15 protein-coding genes are annotated in these 20,072 nt (G+C 59.0%); 7 read left to right on the top strand and 8 right to left on the bottom strand.

Translation table 11 applies throughout. The annotated features are described in order from the left end of the window. Nucleotides 1–490: 490 nt before the first annotated feature. The 3 genes from ABEA08_RS11395 to ABEA08_RS11385 all read right to left on the bottom strand — a co-directional run bounded on the left by ABEA08_RS11395 (nucleotide 491) and on the right by ABEA08_RS11385 (nucleotide 8,189). Entirely contained in the window at nucleotides 491–2,365 is a 1,875-nt protein-coding gene (locus tag ABEA08_RS11395) for a glycerophosphodiester phosphodiesterase (protein WP_345335435.1), read from the bottom strand. Nucleotides 2,366–2,530: 165 nt separating this feature from the next. Then, entirely contained in the window at nucleotides 2,531–4,135 is a 1,605-nt protein-coding gene (locus ABEA08_RS11390) for an ABC-F family ATPase (protein ID WP_345335434.1), read from the bottom strand. A 646-nt stretch (nucleotides 4,136–4,781) separates the two neighbouring features. Next, on the bottom strand, nucleotides 4,782–8,189 hold the full coding sequence (locus tag ABEA08_RS11385; RefSeq protein WP_345335433.1) for a hypothetical protein: 3,408 nt from the start codon (nucleotides 8,187–8,189) through the stop codon (nucleotides 4,782–4,784). A gap of 257 nt (nucleotides 8,190–8,446) precedes the next feature. On the opposite strand from ABEA08_RS11385, the gene ABEA08_RS11380 reads away from it, so the two are divergent. Both ABEA08_RS11380 and ABEA08_RS11375 read left to right on the top strand, forming a co-directional pair. Further along, a complete protein-coding gene (locus ABEA08_RS11380; RefSeq protein ID WP_345335432.1) occupies nucleotides 8,447–8,665 on the top strand; it encodes a hypothetical protein in 219 nt (72 codons plus the stop codon). A 44-nt stretch (nucleotides 8,666–8,709) separates the two neighbouring features. Continuing rightward, nucleotides 8,710–9,393 (top strand): type 1 glutamine amidotransferase domain-containing protein, encoded by a 684-nt coding sequence (locus tag ABEA08_RS11375; RefSeq protein WP_345335431.1) that lies wholly within the window; start codon nucleotides 8,710–8,712, stop codon nucleotides 9,391–9,393. Between the two features lie 120 nt (nucleotides 9,394–9,513). Here the strand turns inward: ABEA08_RS11375 and ABEA08_RS11370 are convergent, their stop codons facing one another. Then, the gene (locus ABEA08_RS11370) at nucleotides 9,514–9,873 is read right to left on the bottom strand and encodes a hypothetical protein (RefSeq protein ID WP_345335430.1); all 360 of its coding nucleotides are present in this window, start codon (nucleotides 9,871–9,873) and stop codon (nucleotides 9,514–9,516) included. A gap of 213 nt (nucleotides 9,874–10,086) precedes the next feature. On the opposite strand from ABEA08_RS11370, the gene dbpA reads away from it, so the two are divergent. Next, complete coding sequence (dbpA, locus tag ABEA08_RS11365; protein ID WP_345335429.1) at nucleotides 10,087–11,475, top strand: ATP-dependent RNA helicase DbpA; 1,389 nt, start codon at nucleotides 10,087–10,089, stop codon at nucleotides 11,473–11,475. Nucleotides 11,476–11,517: 42 nt separating this feature from the next. Here dbpA and ABEA08_RS11360 read toward each other — a convergent pair whose 3' ends face one another. The 3 genes from ABEA08_RS11360 to ABEA08_RS11350 all read right to left on the bottom strand — a co-directional run bounded on the left by ABEA08_RS11360 (nucleotide 11,518) and on the right by ABEA08_RS11350 (nucleotide 14,909). Continuing rightward, nucleotides 11,518–12,618: an alcohol dehydrogenase family protein gene (locus ABEA08_RS11360; RefSeq protein WP_425557359.1), complete on the bottom strand. Its 1,101-nt coding sequence runs from the start codon at nucleotides 12,616–12,618 to the stop codon at nucleotides 11,518–11,520. Further along, nucleotides 12,615–13,148, bottom strand: coding sequence for a TetR/AcrR family transcriptional regulator (locus ABEA08_RS11355; protein WP_345335427.1), 534 nt, complete (start codon nucleotides 13,146–13,148; stop codon nucleotides 12,615–12,617). Before ABEA08_RS11355 ends, ABEA08_RS11360 begins: the two co-directional genes overlap by 4 nt. Nucleotides 13,149–13,343: 195 nt before the next feature. Next, complete coding sequence (locus ABEA08_RS11350) at nucleotides 13,344–14,909, bottom strand: alanine/glycine:cation symporter family protein (protein ID WP_345335426.1); 1,566 nt, start codon at nucleotides 14,907–14,909, stop codon at nucleotides 13,344–13,346. Nucleotides 14,910–15,119: 210 nt separating this feature from the next. On the opposite strand from ABEA08_RS11350, the gene ABEA08_RS11345 reads away from it, so the two are divergent. Continuing rightward, nucleotides 15,120–16,619, top strand: coding sequence for an aminotransferase-like domain-containing protein (locus ABEA08_RS11345; protein WP_345335425.1), 1,500 nt, complete (start codon nucleotides 15,120–15,122; stop codon nucleotides 16,617–16,619). A 364-nt stretch (nucleotides 16,620–16,983) separates the two neighbouring features. After that, a complete protein-coding gene (locus tag ABEA08_RS11340) occupies nucleotides 16,984–17,229 on the top strand; it encodes a hypothetical protein (protein WP_345335424.1) in 246 nt (81 codons plus the stop codon). A gap of 634 nt (nucleotides 17,230–17,863) precedes the next feature. Here ABEA08_RS11340 and aptA read toward each other — a convergent pair. Further along, on the bottom strand, nucleotides 17,864–19,162 hold the full coding sequence (gene aptA, locus ABEA08_RS11335) for an omega-aminotransferase AptA (RefSeq protein ID WP_345335422.1): 1,299 nt from the start codon (nucleotides 19,160–19,162) through the stop codon (nucleotides 17,864–17,866). 236 nt (nucleotides 19,163–19,398) lie between these two features. Between aptA and ABEA08_RS11330 the strand changes: the two genes are divergently transcribed. Both ABEA08_RS11330 and ABEA08_RS11325 read left to right on the top strand, forming a co-directional pair. Next, nucleotides 19,399–19,758, top strand: a complete 360-nt coding sequence (locus ABEA08_RS11330; RefSeq protein WP_345335421.1) for a sulfatase-like hydrolase/transferase — start codon at nucleotides 19,399–19,401, stop codon at nucleotides 19,756–19,758. Beyond that, on the top strand, nucleotides 19,731–19,931 hold the full coding sequence (locus tag ABEA08_RS11325; protein WP_345335420.1) for a hypothetical protein: 201 nt from the start codon (nucleotides 19,731–19,733) through the stop codon (nucleotides 19,929–19,931). The genes ABEA08_RS11330 and ABEA08_RS11325 overlap by 28 nt, the downstream gene beginning before the upstream one ends. Nucleotides 19,932–20,072: the final 141 nt, after the last annotated feature.

Below are 20,072 nucleotides of genomic sequence, written 5' to 3'. Positions count from 1 at the left end.
GTAAGAAAAATGCCTAGAACTCATGTTCAGCATTACGGTCACGAGAGCGATTCACGTTTGTGGTGCCAATGCAAAAAATAGACTGGATAAGTGCATCCAAAAATTTAGTGCGAGGTCACACATATGGGATCTGTGTTATCTCAATCCTGTTAGGTGCTTTGTACTGGGATCAAGAATTCAGTGCTGCGTTGTTACTGGTTTGGGCGCTTCTGCCCTTCTGCGCATACTGATAGGACGGGACTTTTGGGGGAGAAGAACATCCCATTCAAACATCGACCCTTGGGATCAAGCCATCCTTTGGAAAACCCTGCTATAAAGGTTTTCTCGTGGTCATTAGAGCACCACGCTCGCTCCGATCTGATTCTCTATTACTTTAAAGTAGGACTGTTGGTCATGCGGTTGTATAGATGTTTATTCGGTGCATCGTAGCGCTGGCAATCCTTGCGCGGAGAAACCTGTCGGCCGATCAGGCAACCAAGGCTCAATCCAATTAGGGCGAGTTATCGCGATAGTGGGACTGTGGCAGAGGCTGGCCGAGCAACAGCGCGGTGTGCAGCAGTAAGCGTTCGCTTTGGGTGAGTTGTGCGCGTTGCTGCAGCACCTGCCTTGCTAGTGCTGGTTCGTCGGTGATCAGGCCATCGACGCCCAGAGAGCTCAGCCGGGAGATAGACACGGCGTCATTGACGGTCCAGACATAGAGGGGTTTGCCGGCCGCCTTGGCGCGCTGCACTAAAGCGCGGTTGGCGATGGCCTGATTGACCGCGAGGAAGTCGACGTCCCGTTGGGTGAGATCGCCGGTGGATTGGGCCACCAGCAGGCCGATGGGCCAGTCTGGGCGCAGCGCGCGGATCTTCTCTAATCCTGCGTAGTTAAGTGACATGATCTGGATCTGCTCCACCATCTCCAGCCGTTCAACGATGTCGATGACGCGCTGCTCCAACTGTTGGTCGTGACCATAGTACTTGAGCTCGATCAGCACTTTTGTCTGGCCTCGGGCGGCCAGTAACACCTGCTCCAAGGTGGGCACCGACTCGCCGACAAACTCCGGGCCAAACCAACGGCCCACATCCAGCGCCTGGATCTGGGCCAGTGTGCCGTCCCACACCTTGAGATCGATCCCAGACAGCTTCATAAAGTCGCTGTCGTGCATGACGATCACCGCACCATCTCGGGTTTCCTGCACATCAATTTCTAGCCAGTCGGCGCCATCCGCCATCGCTTGCCTCATTGCCGCCAGGGTGTTCTCCGGCGCGCTGCCTGCGGCGCCGCGATGGGCGATCACCTCGATACGATCGTCAAATTGACTCTGGGCCAGCAGCCACAGGCCGATCCCGGCGGAGATCGGCACGGCGATGGCAACAGCGAGCAGGGCCCCCCGCAGAGAGAGGGGCGGCTTCGTTGCCGGTCTCAGGGCCTGGCTGGCTATGTGGGCGTGGTCATTTGTCCAGTCGGGATCGAGGCGCTTGAAACACTGGATCAGGGTGCTAGCGAAGCTGGATGAGGCCAGTGCGGTGAGCAAAAAGCTGTACAGCAGCGACAGTCCCGCCAGGCCACCGAGCAGCAACACCAAGCCTTGCAGCGTATCAGCGGCCAGCGCCAGGGTGAGATCGCCCAGCAGACGCAGGCCAAGCGCGGCCAGGGTGCTGAGCAGTACGAGGGTGCTGGCCCACAGCGCCAGTTGGCCCAGCAGTGGTTGTCGATGTCCGCTTATCATTTGTTGGCTGAGGACAAAGCTGGCTTTGGCGGAGGTATTGGAAAATAGGATCAACGGCAGCGCCATCGACCAGTCCAGCAGTTTGCCCAGCAATAAGGGGATCAAACCGGCCAGCAATGCCGCCAGGATGGCGAGCGCCCACCAAAAAGCGGTGGGCTTTTGGTAGAGGTAGAAGTTGATGTCGTATTCGGTCAGCAGCGCCAGACCGGCAATGGCGGCGACGGCAATAAAGGGGAGGATGATCAGCGCAAGGCGCAGCACCAAGCACAATGAAAACTCGAACAGACGGGGGGCCCGTTTGAGGTTGTGACTCAGTGCCGAAAGGATCTGCCCTGGTTTATCGTCGTGCTGGCTGGCCGCCAATGTCATCATGCACGCTTGCTCAAACACGCTGACGAACAGCAGCAAGGCGCCCATCAGGATGGCGGCGATGGCACCGGGGCCCGAGAGGGCGAAGCGCAGGATCTCTTCATCGGTCAGTACATCGCTGCCGGACCAGCTTAGCAAGACACGGCCCATCACCCCGAGCAGCGGCAATAGCACGACCAAGCCAATGGCGCTGTAGAGCAAGTGGGCCAGCGCAAAGGTGCGGCGGCGTTGCCAGGCGGGTAAGAACTGGGCTTGGAGGCGAGAACACAAAGGCAGGCTCATAGACACAGGGCTCGGAATGAGTGGGCGAACGGTGGCGCACGCTCAAGCATATCCAACTGGGGCCGAACCACAATGGCGTGGCGCTGTGTTTGTTACTGGCAGGCGCAGACAAAAACGCCGCCCTGGATGCGATCAAGGGCGGCGTTTTTGTTTCGGGCTGATCGTTTACTTCACCCGGATCGGCTGGGCGACGTGGGCCATGTACTCATTGAAGGTGCCTTGGAAGTCCACCAGCTTTCGATCTTTGATGTCGATGATGCGGGTGGCCAGGGAGGAGACAAACTTGCGATCGTGGCTGACGAAGATCAAGGTGCCTTTGTAGTCTTTGAGCGCGTTGTTGAGCGCTTCGATCGCTTCCATGTCCATGTGGTTGGTGGGCTCGTCCATGATCAGGACGTTGATGTCCTGCATCATCAGCTTGCCAAACAGCAGACGGTTTTTCTCACCACCGGAGCAGTTGCGGGCCAGCTTGTTGGCGTCGTCGGCGGTGAACAGCAGACGGCCGAGAATGCCGCGCACGATCAGATCGTCGTGCTTCTGGGTGCGCCACTGGGAGATCCAGTCAAAGATGGTCATGTCGTTATCAAAGTCGGCACTGCTGTCCTGTGGGCAGTAGCCTACGGCGGCATTTTCCGACCATTTGATCATACCGGCATTTTGCTCCAGCTCATTGACCAGACAACGCAGCAGTGTGGTTTTACCCACGCCGTTTTCGCCGATGATGGCCAGACGGGCGCCGGCTTCGAGGATCATCTCGCCGTCCTGGAACAGGGTTTCGCCGTCAAAACCGTGGCCGAGCCCTTCGATGGTCAGCGCTTGACGGTACATCTTCTTGCCTTCGCCGAAGTCGATGGAGGGGTGGATCCGGCTGGAGGGCTTGACCTCATCCAGGGTGATTTTCTCCATCTTCTTGGCGCGAGAGCTGGCCTGCTTGGCCTTGGAGGCGTTGGCACCGAAGCGGTTGACGAAGTCCTGCAGCTCGTTGATCTCAGCGGTCTTCTTGGCGTTATTGGCCAGCAACTGCTCTTGGATCAGGCTGGAGGCCGCCACAAAGGCTTCGTAGTTGCCCGGGTAGATCCGCAGTTCACCGTAATCGATGTCGGCCATGTGGGTACACACGGAGTTAAGGAAGTGGCGATCGTGGGAGATGATGATCATCGTACACTTGCGCTGGTTCAGCTCCTCGGCCAGCCAGTTAATGGTGTGAATGTCCAGGTTGTTGGTCGGTTCATCCAGCAGCAGGATATCTGGGTTGGAGAACAACGCTTGGGCCAGCAGCACCCGCAGTTTCCAGCCTGGCGACACCTGTGACATCAGGCCGTAGTGCAGCGAGGCGTCAATGCCCGCCTCGAGCAAGATCTCCTCGGCACGACTCTCTGCGGTATAGCCGTCCATCTCGGCAAACTCGCTCTCCAGCTCGGCCACTTTCATGCCATCGGCTTCGCTCATCTCCGGCAAGCTGTAGATCCGTTCACGCTCCTGCTTCACCGCCCACAGCTGGGTATCGCCCATGATCACCGCATCCACCACGCTGTACTGCTCAAAGGCAAACTGGTCCTGGCTTAGGGTGCCGACCTTCTGACCCGGCGTCACCGAGACGTTGCCGGAGGTCGGCGTCAACTCGCCGGTGAGGATCTTCATAAAGGTGGACTTGCCACAGCCGTTGGCGCCGATCAGGCCGTAACGGTTGCCGTTGCCAAATTTAGCGGAGATGTTTTCAAACAGCGGTTCGGCGCCAAACTGCATGGTGATGTTTGCGGTAGAGATCAAAGCGGCATTCCTAAGGGTTAAGAGCGGTGTATTGATTGACCCAAAAGAAGCCAAAAAACGTGAGGGGATGGAGATCAGGCGGCGCAGTATACAGAGTTAGCGGGAAATTTGTCGGAATGGTTTGCGCGAACGCCCATTAAGTTGCGGGTGGAGCGGTCAAGATTTCGATTGGTGTTCGCTGGGTGTGTCGCTGGTGGGTCGGGCTGAACCTATAAAGGGGTTGTGTCTAAGTTAGCTGTTGGTCGATTTTTTCGTTTTGTATCTCAACCTACCGCATCGACCTCACGCGCTAAGTCGCGTTGGCGACGGCAAGCAAAGGGGCGAGCCCCTCTGCACTCCCCCTACCGCTGCGTTTCGCTGTTCCCTCGCTTATGGTGTGCTCCAGCTCCCATGCCAACAAACGGGCTGAAAGTCGCCCCGGCTCTTGATGGAGAGAGGCAAATACAAAAGCGGCCAGCCGCTTTCAAAAAGGGCTCCGTTCAGCTCCCTGTCTGCCTCCACACACCAACACTCGGCGCTGCACTAGGCGGCCTAAAAACGGCGTAAACCTCGAACTGCGCGATAGCGCTTCAACAGTTACTTAAGGCACAGCCAAAAAAACGGCCCCGCTGTTGCCAGCGGGGCCGTTGATATTCAAAGCGGACGCTTATTGGTTCATCAGCTCAAGACGGGTGGGCAGACAGGCTGTGGCACTGCCTTCTACGCAATCGGACTCGAAGAACACGCGCTCCTTGTCGAGGCGGAAATTATCCACGAAGACGTCGGCGCGGCCCTTGCTGTCGGCGCTGTTACGCTTCATCCGCATCGTCAGTTTGAACGTCTCGTACTCCGGACGTTTACGGATGGTGACGGTGCGCTCGCCCTCGTGGCCCGGCAGGATATCGCCGATGTCACGGCGCTCGACCACGCGTTTGCCCTTGTTGTCGAAGGCTTCGATCAGCACTTCAAATTTGAAGTCGTCACCCACGGTGCTGGCATCAAAGCGGAACAGGTAGCGGGTGCCCAGTGGATCGTTGGCGATGTCCAGCTCGCGGCTCGCTGATTGCCAGCCTGTGATCCCCGGTCCCCGGCGCAGACGCAGGGCGCGATCACCGACGGTGGCACGCTCTTTGTTGTTGACGATCTCCACGCCGTGACCCAAGTCCCAGTGACGTTTGCCGTTGGCAAAGTCGCCGTTGGGCAGGCCTGCGTCGGCACCGCGGCGCATCACGCCCAGGTTTTCGAAGCGTACCTCGCCCTTCTCACCGACGTACTCGATGTGGAGGAAGTTGGCACCGGTCGGTTTCGCGGTCTTGATCTGCATTACCGGATCTTTGCCGATCGGCAGGGATCGACTGTCACCGACGACGTTGGCTAGGTTGCCGTCTTTGGACCAGCGCAGACGCAGCTCACCTTTGGCGCCACGGCTTTGGATCTCACCCAGGGTGTGGACGATAAAGCGGGTGTTATCGAAGTCCAGGGTCAGATCCAGCGTTTGGCTGATCGAGGCACCGGCGGACAGCGCCACGGCTTGGCTGCCGGCACCTTCAACGATCTTCGCCTCACCCTCAAGGGTCCAGCCATCCAGGCCGCGCTCAAAGTGTGGGTTGGTAAAGCGCATCGGCTTGCCGTCTAGCTGGTTTACCAGATCTTCCAGTTCGATCCAGTCGCCTTGGGGATCGATCACCTCGTAGCTGTCGTGCAGCTGGGGCAGGGTGTAGGGCGAGGTTTGGAAGCCGTACTCGGTACGCTTGCCGCGTTTATCAATACCCACCACGCGACGTGGCGTCATGTTGGAGTAGATCAGCTCGCCATCCACCTCCTTAACGTAAGGACGGTAGAAGTCGCCACGCAGCTTGGCGATGGTCCCCGGTGCGATGGTTTCCACCAGGCCGATACCGCCATACCAGAAGTCGGCGATGCCGACTGCGCGCATGCGCCAGTCGTGATCGTCCATGGAGAAGCGGGTCAGCATCGGGAACGATTCACCGCCGGCGTAGTTGCTCATCATCTGGCGACGACCATCGCGGTAGGCCATATAGGCGCCGACCATGGGCGAGGTGTAGCCGTGCTGACCAAAGCCCATCACGGCCGGGAAATGCAGGATGTTGTTGGGGTGATCCGACGGCCCTTCGTTGTAGTAGCTGGCGAAGGAGTCTGGATTTTTTGGATCAAACGCGGTGCGTGGGTGGTTACCGGCGGAGAAGGCGCCGAAGTAGGGCGCGCCCATCTCGTCGGTGGCCGCCATGGTGATCCCAAAGTAGTTGTGGTTTTGATCCTTCCAGCCTTCGCCATCGAAGTGGTGGTTGAGGATCAAGGTGGCGCCGTTAACGATAAAGGCGGCGTGGGAGGCCATGATCACCGGCTCGCCCAGCAGCCAGTTGTCGGTTCGGAAGCTGGAACGGTCGTAGCTGTAGGTGGCGTAGTCCGTGGTGGCGTAGGGATCTTGCGCGGCACCGATGTCGCCGAAGATCCAGGTTTCATTGGCCATCAGGTTATTGATGTCCAGCGGGCCGTGATCGTCGTTGGTCCAGGTGATGCGCTGCTCGGCACGGATGGTGTCGGAGGAGCGCTGAACCAGCTGACGGAGGTACTCGGCGTACAGTTTCAGGTTGTCATTGTCCGGGTACATCTCGACGGCCTTGATGGCGGCGGGCAGGTACTTCATCGACACGTAGACTTGTGGCTGGGAGCTGACTTGACCGCGGCCGTTGATCCCTTCGGCGGGCAGGCCGTCGCGGCCGTAGACGCGAACAAAGTGGCCATCGACGGTGCGAACGCCGCCATGCCCCTCGGGATGCAACCCGGCGTGGGTTTGGATCAGCAGCTCGACGATCTTCTCGATGTCCGGATCCTTCTTGACCTGATCGATCGCCATTAGCAGGAACAGGGCCCAACCGACGTTATCGGCGATTGGCTCTTGGCTGGGGCTGTTGCCTTCGGCGACGATCTGGCGGATCAGCTCACCCTGCTTATCATTGATGGTGTTGGTGCCGGCGATCTCGCCATCCACCACCAGACTCTTGATGGCGGTCAGATAGCTGTCCAACTCGTCCATCAGCCAGGCGTCGTAGCCAAGGCGTTGATCGCTGGTGCTGAACATCCGCTTCACTTCGCCCTGTGCCAGCAACATGCCGCCATCGGCGGTGGCCGCAATATCGGCCAGTTTGGCGTCGATCTGGTCGGTGTAGGTGGTCAGCGTCTGTGGGCCGCGTTGGCCCAGTTCGTCGTTGCCCAGGGTCAATATGCGGGCGTTGTCGCCGTCATTTTGCAGCAGGAACAAGCCGCCGTCCTGCGCATTGCCGTAGGTGCGGCCCATGGTCAGGCCGGTGAGGTGCTCAGCGTCCGCCACTTTCACCAGCGCGGTGCCGTTTGGCCCGATGCGATGCAGGCCAGAGGGGGTGGTGGCGTAGATCTGCTGACGCAGCATGTCCACCGCCAGACCGGACACGCGACCGTCGCTTTCTATCAGCTTGCCCTGGCCGAGAGCGCTGCCTTCGAGCAGGGCGTTGCGGTGGGCGTGGTACTGGATGATCCCCTTTTCGCTGCCGACATAGAGTTGATCTTTAAAGAAGGTCATGCCGACGCGGCTGCCTTTCTCATCGGTCAGTTTGATTTCATCCAGCACACCGATCCGTTTGGTGTTGGTGTTGAGTGCCAGGATCGTATCCGGGCCGTCGCCTTCGGTGCAGACCGCCAGGTAGAGGAAACGGCCGGACGGGGTGAAGGTCATGCCGCACAAACCGTATTCCAGATCGGCGTCCGGAACCGTGGTTTTGATGACGTTGTAGCCGATGGCCAGTTGGCCCTTTTGGTGGACGTCGCGGATCTCGATGCGCTGCGCCTTGTCGTCGGCAACCGCGTACAGGCCGGCGACCTGAGCGGCAGCAACCAAGCTGGCGCTGTCGTCTCTAAATGCCCAGTCAGAAACGGCGATGTCGTCCGCCAAGATCTGGTGTGCTGGGGCGTCGGCAGCGTGTGCTGCGCTGCTGAACATCATGCCTAGCGAGAAGGTCGAGGCGATGGCCAAAGGCAGGGGTTTTCGCAGCCATGGTGCTGGAGTATTTTGATTCATGTTATATCCGGTCAAGCCGGTCTCCATTAGTCAGTGCTGGGCCTGTTTGGCCAGCACTGAGTCAAACTGACATCCCAGTTGGGATCGGTTTTATCTGTGCCTATCTGGCATTGCCGGTGCGATGAGGGAACGAATAACACCGGCGCCGTAGCGCTACTGGTGGCCGCAGCTTATCGTAACTTCATTCAGCGAATTGAGCTCAAAAGCTTGGTTTTACACTTCTTTATATTTTGTATTTTGCTCGTATGGTGAGCTTTGTGAACCGGGCCTGGGGTCAAGGCATTGATGAGCTCGAAGGTGACTTGAATGTATCGGTGAACATGGTCGATAGGGGCGGTTTCAATCGACCTGTGTTTGGGCTGGTTGACGAGCGGGGTAGCGACAGCGGATCGGGGCGCGAGATCGACACTGGGAGAGGTTGTGATGACAGCGTTATTGATGTGGCTGGCATTGTTAACTTGGTGCTGGCGGCGTAGGCTGGCGTCAACCGAGGTGGAATAACCTGAATGGAGAACGCCCGATGGCCAAGGTACTGATTGTTTTGACTTCCCACGATAAGCTGGGGGACACCGGCGAGAAGACCGGGTTCTGGAGTGAAGAGTTTGCCGCGCCCTATTACCGCCTTGTCGATGCGGGTGTGGCGATCACCCTGGCGTCGCCTGCTGGCGGCGAGGCGCCGCTGGATCCTAAGAGTGAGTTGCCTGACTTTCAAACCGATGCGACCCGTCGTCTTGCGCAGGACCCCCAAACGCAGGCGCTGTTGGCCGACACGCAGCGCTTGAGTCAGCTCAGTGTCGACGCGTTTGACGCGGTGTTCTACCCCGGTGGGCATGGCCCCTTGTGGGATCTGACCGAAGATGCGGATTCCATTGCGCTGATCCAGCGGTTTTTGGCCAGCGACAAGCCGGTGGCGACGGTATGCCATGCGACGGCGGTGCTGCTCAATGCCAAAACCGAGGCGGGCAAACCCGTGGTGGCGGGCAAGCGGATCACCGGCTTTACCAATGGAGAGGAAGCGGCGGTGGGCCTGACTGAGATCGTGCCGTTTTTGTTGGAAGATGCGTTGATAGCCCAAGGGGCGCTCTATCAGAAGGAAGCGGACTGGCACCCGCTGGCGGTGGAGGACGGGGCGTTGATCACCGGTCAGAATCCGCAATCCTCCGAGGCGGTTGCTGAGCGACTGTTGGCTCGCTTGCAGGCATAACCATCAGCAACAAGCTATGGAGTCGAGAACGGCGGCCTCAGAGCCGCCGCTTTTGTGTGCGCAGCTTACGCGCGCTGTGCTGGGGATGATCCGCAGTGCTGTGTTTGGTTTAACCTGCGCTTATCGGGCAAAGCAGTCGCTGGGGTGCTCCATGGTGTCGAGCAGCGCACCGTGCTGATCCAGTATTGCCACGTTTAAGGTGGCCTGCAGCGGCCAGAGCACGAACAGCGCTGAAGGCTGGCCGTTTAAGGCCAGGATCTGCCACTGCAATGGGCTATTGGCTTTGGCGCGTTGGTACTGGATCGCGGGCATGGCGATCTGATCGCCCTGAGTCAGGGCATAGCGACTGAGGTGATGGACGGCCTGAGCGTCGATCTGGATCTCAAACTGATGTGGCCCGGCGCTGCAGGCGTACTGCCTACCCGCTTCGAACGGGACGGGCTGCAACAACGAAATAACGGTTAACAGGGCTGAAAACACGCAAACTCCGGTGTCATCAACAAAGGCTAAGTTTAGGTGATACGAAGCGTGTACGTTTTTTGTTCACGCTTTGTGCAATAGAACCGGGACTGAGTGTCGTGCTGTGGTACACTCCGCGCCTGATTTTTTTGGGGGACATGGCCGATGGGTTCTGCCAAGCCCCTCTCCGGCGTGCATTTCCCTGCGCCATGTCACCGATATAGGAAGACCACCTTGAGCGAAACTGCCTTCTCCAGCCTTGCGCTGAAACCCGAACTGCTGTCCAACCTGGAAACCTTGGGTTACCACGAGATGACGCCGATCCAGCAGGAAAGCCTGCCGCCTATCTTGCTGGGTGTTGATGTGGTGGGTCAGGCCAAAACCGGCTCTGGCAAGACCGCCGCGTTCGGTTTGGGTCTGCTCAACAAGCTGCGCGCCAAACGTTTCTGCATTCAGTCGCTAGTGCTGTGCCCGACCCGCGAACTGGCGGATCAGGTGGCCACCGAGCTGCGTCGTCTGGCTCGTGGCATTCCGAACGTGAAGATCTTGACCCTGTGTGGCGGTACGCCGCTGGGACCGCAGGTTGGCTCGTTGGAGCACGGCGCACACATCGTGGTGGGCACGCCGGGCCGAATTCAGGATCACTTAAGCCGTGAAACGCTGGATCTGTCTGAAGTGAACATGCTGGTGCTGGATGAAGCGGATCGCATGTTGGAGATGGGCTTCCAGGCCGAGCTGGACTATATCGTCGCGCGCATGCCAGAGCACCGTCAGACTTTGCTGTTCAGCGCCACCTTCCCGGACGAGATCCAGAAAGTGGCGGACAGCTTTATGCTGCGTCCCAAGATGGTTAAAGCCGCCGCCACCAAAGTGAGCAGCGACATCCATCAGCATTTCTTCGAGGTGGAAGACAACGAAGCGCGCATTCCGGCGCTGCAGCTGTTGTTGTTGCAATACCAGCCAGAGTCCAGCGTGATCTTCGCCAACACCAAGAAAGAGGTGAAGGAGATCACCCGCGCGTTGAAAAACTACGGTTTCAATGTGCTGGCGCTGCACGGCGACTTGGATCAGCGCGATCGCGATCTGATGCTGACCCGCTTTGCCAACAAGAGTGCGTCCATCCTAGTGGCCACCGATGTGGCGGCCCGTGGCCTGGATATCGACAACCTGGATGCGGTGTTTAACTACCACATCGCCCACGACACCGAAGTGCATGTGCACCGTGTCGGTCGTACCGGTCGCGCTGGCAGCCAGGGCAACGCTTTCTCCCTGTTCAGCGCCAAAGAGGCAGCCAAGATCAACCGCCTGGAAGACTACTTGGGCATTAAGGTTGATGGTTCGCCACTGCCAAACCGTTCGGTGCTGAACAACCCACCGATGCGCCCGAGCCTGATGACCATCGAGATCGACGGCGGTAAGAAGCAGAAGCTGCGCCCCGGTGACATTGTTGGCGCACTGACTCGCGATGGCAGCATTAAGGGCGATCAGCTGGGTAAGATCCAAGTGACCGATTTCCGTGCCTACGTCGCGGTGAACCGCAAGGTGGCGGGCAAGGCGCTGACCGCGATGGAGCGAGGTAAGATCAAGGGCCGTAACTTCCGCGCTCGCATGCTGATGGACTGAGTTTCATCCGCACCACAGAAAACGCCGCATCTGCGGCGTTTTTTATATCTGTTTTTCGTGGCCGATGGTCAACACGATCTTACCTGTGTGGTGCTTTTCGGCAAACGCCGCCTGGGCTTGGTGCAGCTGTGTCAGCGGATAGGTGGCCGCCACCAGCGGACGAATTTGGCCCTGCTCGATGCGCTGGATCAGCGACGCAAACACGCCATTGCCAAGTACGGTACAGCCGAGCAGGCTGAGATCTTTAAGATACAGCGTCCGCACATCCAGCTCGACCAGCGCACCGCCGATGGCCCCCGCCACGGCGTAGCGGCCGCCGGGTTTGAGCACATCCAGCAGCTGCGGCCAGGCTGCTCCGGCAACCAGATCGATCACCGTATCGACGTTGTTGTTACCCAAAGCGGTCACGAGCGATTGCTCGCGGGTAAGCACTCGCTCCGCGCCCAGAGCTTTAAGCTGTGCTGCTTTGTTGGCACGGGTGATGGCAACAACCTTGGCCCCGCGCGCTTTGGCTAACTGCACGGCGGCCGAGCCGACCCCGCCGGACGCGCCGGTAATGAGCACGGTTTCCTCCGCCTGAACCCCGGCTCGGCACAACATGTTCTCTGCGGTGGAGTAGGAGCAGGGGAAGGAGGCCAACTCGGCGTCACTCAGCGGACTGTTGATGGGGTGGGCATGGCGATGGTCGACTTTGGTGTATTGGGCAAAGCCGCCGTCGCATTCCGAGCCGAAGTACCAGGGCGTGGTCAATCGCTGGCCATTGGCGAACTGCAGGCAGGGCTCGATCAATACGCGTTGACCGATGCGGCCGGGATCGACGGCACTGCCGACGGCGACGATATGGCCACAGACATCCGCGCCCTGAATGCGGGGAAAGGTGAGCGCCTCGCCGGACCAACTGGCGTCGCTGGCGTTGTCGCCTTTGGAATACCAAGCGGTGCGGGTATTGATGTCGGTGTTATTGACGGCGCTGGCGGCGACTTTGATCAGCACATCCGAACTGGCCAGCGTGGGTAGTGGGGTCCGGGTATTTTGCGCCAACTGCTCTGGCCCGCCGTGGCCGAGCAGTTGCCAGGCCAGCATATGGTTGGGCAGTGGTGCGTAAACCAGAGGCGCTGCGGGATCTGACGGGCTTGAAATCATGCTGTCGTGCTCCGAAAGAGTGCGTGGATCTGAGCCGGTACATGGTGGAACACCGCCTCTCCCAGTACCGGCCAGGCAGCGCTGATCCCTTCGTGCAGCAGCAACAGCGGCATCGCGAGCTCGGCGTTTCCAGCCAGTTGACCCAGCTGTGTTTGCAGCGCCCGTTTGTGGTCGGCCACTTGCTGACGCAGTGGCGCATCATCGACAAATGCGCTCAGGGCGCTGGCCGAGAGACAGCCATTGGGGGCTTGATGGCGCAGCCAATGAGTCAACTGGTCAAAGGCGTGCTGTACCGCTTCCGGGCCCGGCGCGGGCGCCCCCTGAGCCAGTCGCTGCAGGTAGCGTTGATGGCGCTGCTCCAGTGCGGCGTACACCATGGCCTGTTTCGACGGGTAGTAGCGGTATAGGGTTTTCAGGCTGACGCCGCTGCGTTGCTGCAACTGCGCGACACTGGGCTGGGTAAAGCCCAGCTCGGCAAAGGCGGCTTCTAGGTTCAGGGCGATCTGCTGTGCTAACGGGGTTGCGTCCATGTGGGCTCGGGTAGAGGATTCATTCTACCTACGGAGTAGAATAAATCCTCTACCTGTGGCAAGCCCAGATCGTGCGGGTGGCGCGTAAAAATAGCCGCGTAAAAAGCGGCGCGTAAAAGTGGTCGGTCATAACCGGCGATCAAAAACGCCCCGAACCACTATGGATCGGGGCGTTTCTCTTATCGGGTGTTTGCGCTATCTATCGCCGATTGCAACGCCCTGCGGTTCTTGAGCCGCCGCACGCCGCCCCTTGAGCTCCGCCAGATAGCCTTCCACTTCCCGTTTTACCTCCGGCGCGAGTAGGTAGAGCCCGAGGATATTGGGGATGGCGATCAGAAACACCATAGCATCGGAGAAATCCAGTACCGCCTTGAGTTGCACCATGCAGCCCAGTGCAATGAAGCTGCAGAAGATCCCCTTAAACACCATCTGCATCGCCGGACCCTGACCAAACAGATAGGTCCAGCCTTTGAGGCCGTAATAGGACCAGGACAGGGTGGTGGAGAAGGCAAACAGCATGGCGGCCAGCGCCAGCGGGTAGGGCGCCCAGCTGATGTGATGGGCAAAGGCGGCGGAGGTCAGCTCTATCCCTTCCAACCCCGACTCCATCAAGCCCGCCGGGTAGGCGGTGGTGACAATGACCAGCGCACTGAGGGTGCAGATCACCATGGTGTCGATAAAGGGCTCCAGCAGTGCCACCAGGCCTTCGGAAGCGGGCTTGTCGGTCTGCACCGCCGAGTGGGCGATGGAGGCGGAGCCGATACCGGCTTCGTTGGAGAACAGCGCACGCTGAAAGCCGACGATCATGGCGCCGATCAAGCCGCCGGTGGCGCTGTCCATGGTGAAGGCTTCGGAAATGATCAGCGCGATGGCGCCGGGTAACTGCTCATAGCCCAGGGCTAAGATCGCCGTGGCGGAGACGATATAGAGCACCGCCATAAAGGGCACGATCTTGGCGGTGATGCGGGCGATGGATTTGATCCCGCCGATGATCACCAGTGCCACACCTGCGGCAAGGATCAAACCAAACAGCCAGCCTTTGTCGGCAAACCAACTGGCGTCGCCGCCGCTGATCACCTGAAACTGCATAAACGCCTGGTTGGATTGGAACATGTTGCCAATGCCGAGACAGCCAATGACCAGTGCTAAGGCGTAAAATCCGCCGAGTGCTTTTCCGGCTTTGACCCAGCCTCTGTTGACCAAGGCGTGCTCCAGATAGTACATGGGGCCACCGGAGACCGAGCCGTCGGCGTGCACCTGGCGGTATTTCACCCCGAGCGTACACTCCACCAACTTGGTGGACATCGACAGGAAGCCTGCCATAAACAGCCAGAACGCGGCGCCGGGGCCGCCAATGCCAATGGCGACGGCGACGCCGCCGATGTTACCTATGCCAACGGTGCCGGACACGGCGGTGGCTAAGGCTTGAAAGTGGGAGATCTCGCCGCTGCTTTGCGCCTTGCTGTCGCGGTAATCCCCTTTCACTAGGCGGACCGCGGCTACAAATCCGCGCAGGTTGATAAAGCCCAGATACAGGGTGAAGAACAGGGCGGCGATCGCCAGCCAAAGCACGATAAGGGGGACTGAGTGACCGAACAGTGGGATGGCGTAAAAGATAAGGTTGGTCAGTGCTTGCGCCCAAGGCGCGACCAGCGCTTCGACCTGTTGATCAAACGTGGCGGCTGCGGCCCCAGGGCTTGTCAGGATAACGAGGGCCCAGATGGGCCAAAGTGTTCGAATTGTGGCGGAGTTGGCCGTCATGGGGTTGCCTTTTATCTGCGCGATCCATTTCGCATAGGCTACTCAATATGCGGGTCTTAATCGGTAAGTAAAGCAAAAGTTAAATTTGCACCATGTTGGTGCGCCGTGCCCTAAGTGGTTGCATTAAAAGGCGCGAACTGGCCGGATATAATCGTCCCTGTGGCCTAATTTGCCATTGTTCCTCCTTGTTGTGGCTGTTAAATAAGGGCTATGAACGCACACCTGTTTGTTTTGCCGGCGGATCAAGGTCAGGGTCTTCAATCACGATTGCAGCAGATGCTGGTGGGGCTGATCTTCAATGGCCACCTGTTACCCGGCGCTGAGTTGCCCGGTGCTCGGGCGATGGCAAAGCAGTTGACCATATCGCGTAATACCGTCGTGCTGGTCTATGAGCGCTTGCAGGATGAAGGGCTACTGATCGCCAAACCGAGGCGCGGCTATTTCGTCAACCCGGCATTGGAGCAGACGCCCGTCGCAACCGGCCTGAGTCACGCGCCGAGGGTGGACGATCCTAGCGGTGGCATCGACTGGCGACGTCGATTGCGCCTGTTTCCCAGTGAGCAGCATAACCGCAATAAGCCCAGAGCCTGGCGCGACTGCCGTTATCGATTTATCTATGGCCAGCTCAGCTGTGACCTGTTTCCGGCCGAGCAGTGGCGCAGTTGCATGCGCGCGGCCTCGTCGGGGCCGATGAGTCGGGAATGGTTTGCCGATCTGGTGGATGAGGACGATCCCATGCTGCTGGCGCAACTGCGTCAGCAGTTGTTGCCGAAGCGCGGGATCCGCTGCGGCGATGCGGAGATCCTGATGACGCTGGGGACGCAGCACTCGCTCTATCTGCTCTCACAGTTGCTGGCGGGCCCTGGTGTGCGCGTGGGCATGGAGTGCCCCGGCTATCGCGATGCGGTCAATCAGTTTGCGTTGACCGGCGCCGAGATCGTGCCTGTGCCGGTGGATGGGGATGGGGTACAGCTGGGGCAGGACAGCGCAAGCTGCGATCTGCTCTATGTGACGCCAAGCCACCAAAGCCCGACGACGGCGATCCTGAGTCAGGCGCGTCGACAGCGATTGCTGAGCGGCCCGGCAGGCCCGCTGATCATCGAAGACGATTATGAAGCCGATATGGGGGGTCAGGCATTGCCCATCCCTGCGCTGAAGAGTGCCGATCCCGATGGCCGGGTGATCTACATCGGCAGCTTCTCCAAAACCCTCTCCTCCGGCCTGCGACTGGGCTTTATGGTGGCGCGGCCGGAATTGATTCGGGAGGCGCGCGCGTTGCGGCGTTTGATGCTGCGCCACCCTCCGGCCAACAACCAGCGGGCATTGGCGCTGTTTCTGGCGCAGGGCTATCACGATAGCTTCGTAACCCGATTGGCGCGGATCTATGCCGAGCGGCGCGAGTTGCTATTAAATGCCATTGCCCGCCACCTGCCGGATTGTGACGCCGTCAGTTCGATGGGCGCGACGGCCATTTGGTTAAAGTGCCCAGCAGGTCTGCAGGCGGAAGGCTTACAGGGCATTGCGCTTGAACACGGAGTCTTTATTGAAACCGGTGCTCCCAGCTTTTTTGTCGATCCCGATGAAGAGGCCGAGCGCTATTTGCGGCTCGGGTTTGGCGATATTGAGGCGGCGCAGATAGAAGCAGGGATCGAATTGCTGGCGATGTTGATCCGCCAGCAGCTCCGCTGGGCGTCGGAGTGGCCGTATTAGTGAGCGTCTGTGTGAGCGTCTGTGCGGCGCAAAGGAAGGAGCTGAAAAAGGCATAAAACCGGGTTTTGTCGGACCAGCCAGGTTCAAGGACGCCAATGCATCGAAAGCCTCGATGGCCGCCTTGACGCGACTGCTCGCGCTCGGTTTGGCTGCCCGCCGTGGTCAATGGTGCTCTGGGCTTGCGCCAGCAAGATCCTTTGGTTCAAGCCGAGAGCCATCGAAACCTTGCGCAAGTCATTGATTGGGGATATTCGGCTGACATAGACAGGATCTTTAGCGCAGGCGCATGAAATAGGTAGAAAAAAGGCTCTTGGTGTGAGCAGATTTAATCGCCAAACCAAATCATCACACAACCGAAGAGCCGATGCCGATTATCACCGCGACCAAGCCACTGATACAACTGTTCAATGAAGCATGGTTGAACAAAACCGCCAAACAGCAAGGACTCTGCAAGCGTTTGCGTGACATTCGACCACTGGAACTGGTTTCCAGCCTGGTTTCTGCGTTCGGAGATGAAAATGTGGATGCGATTGCTGACTTGCACAGAGCGTTCAATGGGATCCACATGAACTCTGACTTAAACGTTGCTTACAAGCTGTTTCATCATTAGTTACGTAAGCCGGATTTAGTTGATCACGACAGTAGGCCACACGACCAATGCCGAATGGTTCTGTTCTGGCCTCAAAAAGAGAAGCGCTATCTTTGGTGGCTGACCAACCTTCCCCGCGAAAAGTTCAGCACACTGTTGGCATTGGAGTCAGAGCTGCGAAGTGCTAAGTGGCTTGACGGCGTTTGGCTAACCTTGTGGCGATGAAGAGCGCGGAGGGCCGGTGTCTGTGCTGTTGTGACAGCTCGCGTCAGCTGTGCGGACACTGGGCCGAAGCGAGGTGCCAGTCTTAGCCCCGCCTGCCGAGACAGCGACGGGATCTGGCCGTTCGCGGCGGTCGGTGTCGCTTTTATGAGGGCAAGTCGGGCGAGCCGTATCGGCAAACGGTCGTTCGGCCTCCGCACGGTCCCAACGAGATCAGAGTCTGAGCGCTCCCCATGGCTCAAAGTGCTCTGACTTATGTCCTCGAGACAACGCTTTAATCTGTGGCCAGATCGGGTCATGCCAAGGGCGAAACCGCCAGTGGGAGGAGAGTCGGCTGCGGGCCGCTCCCGGTAAACCAAAGGCGTGCTGACGAAAGCCAGCACGCCCCGTGCGGTTTGCGCAGAAAACACATCACCCGCGATGCTGTCGCCTGTTAATACCGTTTGAGCGTCTTGCGTAAGATCGACACCATCTGATCGATCTCATCCGGGCTGCTGATAAAGGCGGGGGCGACGATCCCGGCATCACCGGTGGTCTTGATGTGCAATCCCGCCTCGAACAGATCTTTTTGCAGCTCAAAGCCTCGTTTGCCCGGGCGCTGTTCGGGCGCGAGATCAAAGCCGGCCAGCAGGCCGAAGCCGCGCACATCGGTGATGATCTCCAGATCCTTCAAGCTCATCATCGCTTCCTGAAACAGCGGTGCCAGTGACTGGGCACGTTCAAACAGGCCGTCGTCCCGGTAGAGTTTGAGGGTGGCCAGCGCCGCTGCCGTGGCGGCGGGATGTGCCGAGTAGGTGTAACCATGAAAAAACTCCGGTGCGCCGCTGGCAGCGGCGTCGATGATGGTGTCGTAGATCTCGGTCTTGACCGCCACTGCGCCCATGGGCTGTGCGCCATTGGTCAGGGCCTTGGCCAGGGTGATGATATCGGGCGTGACGCCAAAGGTGTCGCTGGCAAAAGGCTGGCCGGTGCGGCCAAAGCCGGTGATCACCTCATCGAACACCAGCAAGATCCCATGCGCGTCGCAGATCTGGCGGAGTCGCTGCAGATAGCCCTTGGGCGGCACCAATACGCCGGTAGAGCCGGCAATGGGCTCGACGAAGCAGGCCCCGATGCTGCCAGCGCCGTAGTTGTCGATGGCACGAAGCAGATCGTCCGCCAGTTCGACTCCCTCTCTCGGCTGGCCGCCCTCGAAGCGCTGGGTTTCGCTCCAGGTGTGGCGCATGTGCACGACGCTTGGGCCGTTATTGCCAAAGATCTCGCGGTTTTTCACCATGCCGGACAGCGCCACCCCGCCGAGGTTGACGCCGTGATAGGCGCGCTCGCGCGACACCAGGCGCTGGCGGTTGCCTTGGCCTTTGGCGTGCCAATAGGCGTAGACGATCTTGATGGCGGTTTCGACTGACTCTGAGCCGGAGTTGGTAAAGAAGATCCGATCGAGCCCGTTGGGGGTCAACTGGCTGAGCGCTTCGGCCAGCTCAAACGAGGCGGGGCTGGCGCGCAGGAAGTGAGGGGTGTAATCCAGTGTCGCCAACTGGCGGCTGACCGCTTCGGTTATCTCGGGACGGCAGTGCCCCGCCGGGGTGGTAAATAGCCCTGAGGAGCCATCGAGAATGGCGTTGCCTTTGTCGTCCCAATAATGCACTCCGTCGGCTTTAACGATCAGTTGCGGATCGGCCTTAAATGCTTTGTTCTCGGTAAAGGGCATCCAGTGATAATCCATGTTCACCATCGCTTCGCTCCCTGTTGAAATTTGGTCTGACGGAGGGTTAGAACATCACCCTAAAAAAGCGGGGGCAAGAGCGTTAGAGCCAGTCGGAAGGAAGTGTTGGGGCCAGGGCTCAGTATTGTTTAATGTTGCGAAAATCTGCTAATCAGCTTTTCGGTATCGTCCTAGACTGGCCCAATTGCGTGCAGACAAGTGCAGACACACACTAAAAACAAACGGATTTATTTAAGGTATAGAACATGAGATCCCCGAAATTGCTTGGAACCACAGCGGCCCTGCTCAGTGCAGGCTTCTGTTGTGGTCTGGCAGCGCTACCCCCGACTTCCCAACCCAACATCATCTTTATTTTGGCGGACGACTTAGGCTACGGCGATGTGGGTTACAATCCGCAGGGAGAGCCGGACATAGTGACGCCCAATCTCGACCGCATTGCGGCCAATGGCGCGGCGTTGACCGCGGGTTACGCCATGAACATGGTGTGTGGCCCGTCTCGTGCGGCGCTGGTCACCGGGCGTTATCAACAGCGTTTTGGGTATCACGTAAACTGGGCCCACGGGTGCGGGAAAGCGGCATGCCGCGCGGTCTGCCACTGGAGATAGATACTATCGCCGATTACTTCTTTGACGCCGGTTACGCGACCGGGCTGATCGGCAATCACACGCTGTCGGCCCGTTTCCACCAGCAGGGGCGGGAGCGATTTGTCGAACTGGGGGCGACCGGAGACATTCTCGGCAAAGGCGGTTTCCAGGTTAAGGGTGATCTGCTGTGCTAACGGGGTTGCGTCCATGTAACCGTTCACCCGCGCGCTGTTGACAGCGAGATCAGCGATCGATTGATGATCGACAAATTTTGCTCAATTTAGGCTTGAACGATCTCGCAATACCGTCAATCTGATGGCATGAAAACAAACAAG

The organism is Ferrimonas pelagia, assembly GCF_039543565.1.
In the GTDB taxonomy this organism is placed as follows: Bacteria; Pseudomonadota; Gammaproteobacteria; order Enterobacterales; family Shewanellaceae; genus Ferrimonas; species Ferrimonas pelagia.
The sequence above is the reverse complement of the archived record's forward strand: the minus strand, read 5'-3'. Positions and strand labels throughout refer to the sequence as shown.

Bases quoted from the DNA above. Each gene is read 5' to 3' on its own strand.
- ABEA08_RS11325 (WP_345335420.1), top strand. From the start codon at position 19,731: ATGCCGCGCGGTCTGCCACTGGAGATAGATACTATCGCCGATTACTTC.
- ABEA08_RS11395 (WP_345335435.1), bottom strand. From the start codon at position 2,365: ATGAGCCTGCCTTTGTGTTCTCGCCTCCAAGCCCAGTTCTTACCCGCC.
- ABEA08_RS11355 (WP_345335427.1), bottom strand. From the start codon at position 13,148: ATGGACGCAACCCCGTTAGCACAGCAGATCGCCCTGAACCTAGAAGCC.
- ABEA08_RS11340 (WP_345335424.1), top strand. From the start codon at position 16,984: ATGCCGATTATCACCGCGACCAAGCCACTGATACAACTGTTCAATGAA.
- ABEA08_RS11385 (WP_345335433.1), bottom strand. From the start codon at position 8,189: ATGAATCAAAATACTCCAGCACCATGGCTGCGAAAACCCCTGCCTTTG.
- ABEA08_RS11375 (WP_345335431.1), top strand. From the start codon at position 8,710: ATGGCCAAGGTACTGATTGTTTTGACTTCCCACGATAAGCTGGGGGAC.
- ABEA08_RS11330 (WP_345335421.1), top strand. From the start codon at position 19,399: ATGAGATCCCCGAAATTGCTTGGAACCACAGCGGCCCTGCTCAGTGCA.
- ABEA08_RS11360 (WP_425557359.1), bottom strand. From the start codon at position 12,618: ATGATTTCAAGCCCGTCAGATCCCGCAGCGCCTCTGGTTTACGCACCA.
- ABEA08_RS11345 (WP_345335425.1), top strand. From the start codon at position 15,120: ATGAACGCACACCTGTTTGTTTTGCCGGCGGATCAAGGTCAGGGTCTT.
- aptA (WP_345335422.1), bottom strand. From the start codon at position 19,162: ATGGTGAACATGGATTATCACTGGATGCCCTTTACCGAGAACAAAGCA.
- ABEA08_RS11350 (WP_345335426.1), bottom strand. From the start codon at position 14,909: ATGACGGCCAACTCCGCCACAATTCGAACACTTTGGCCCATCTGGGCC.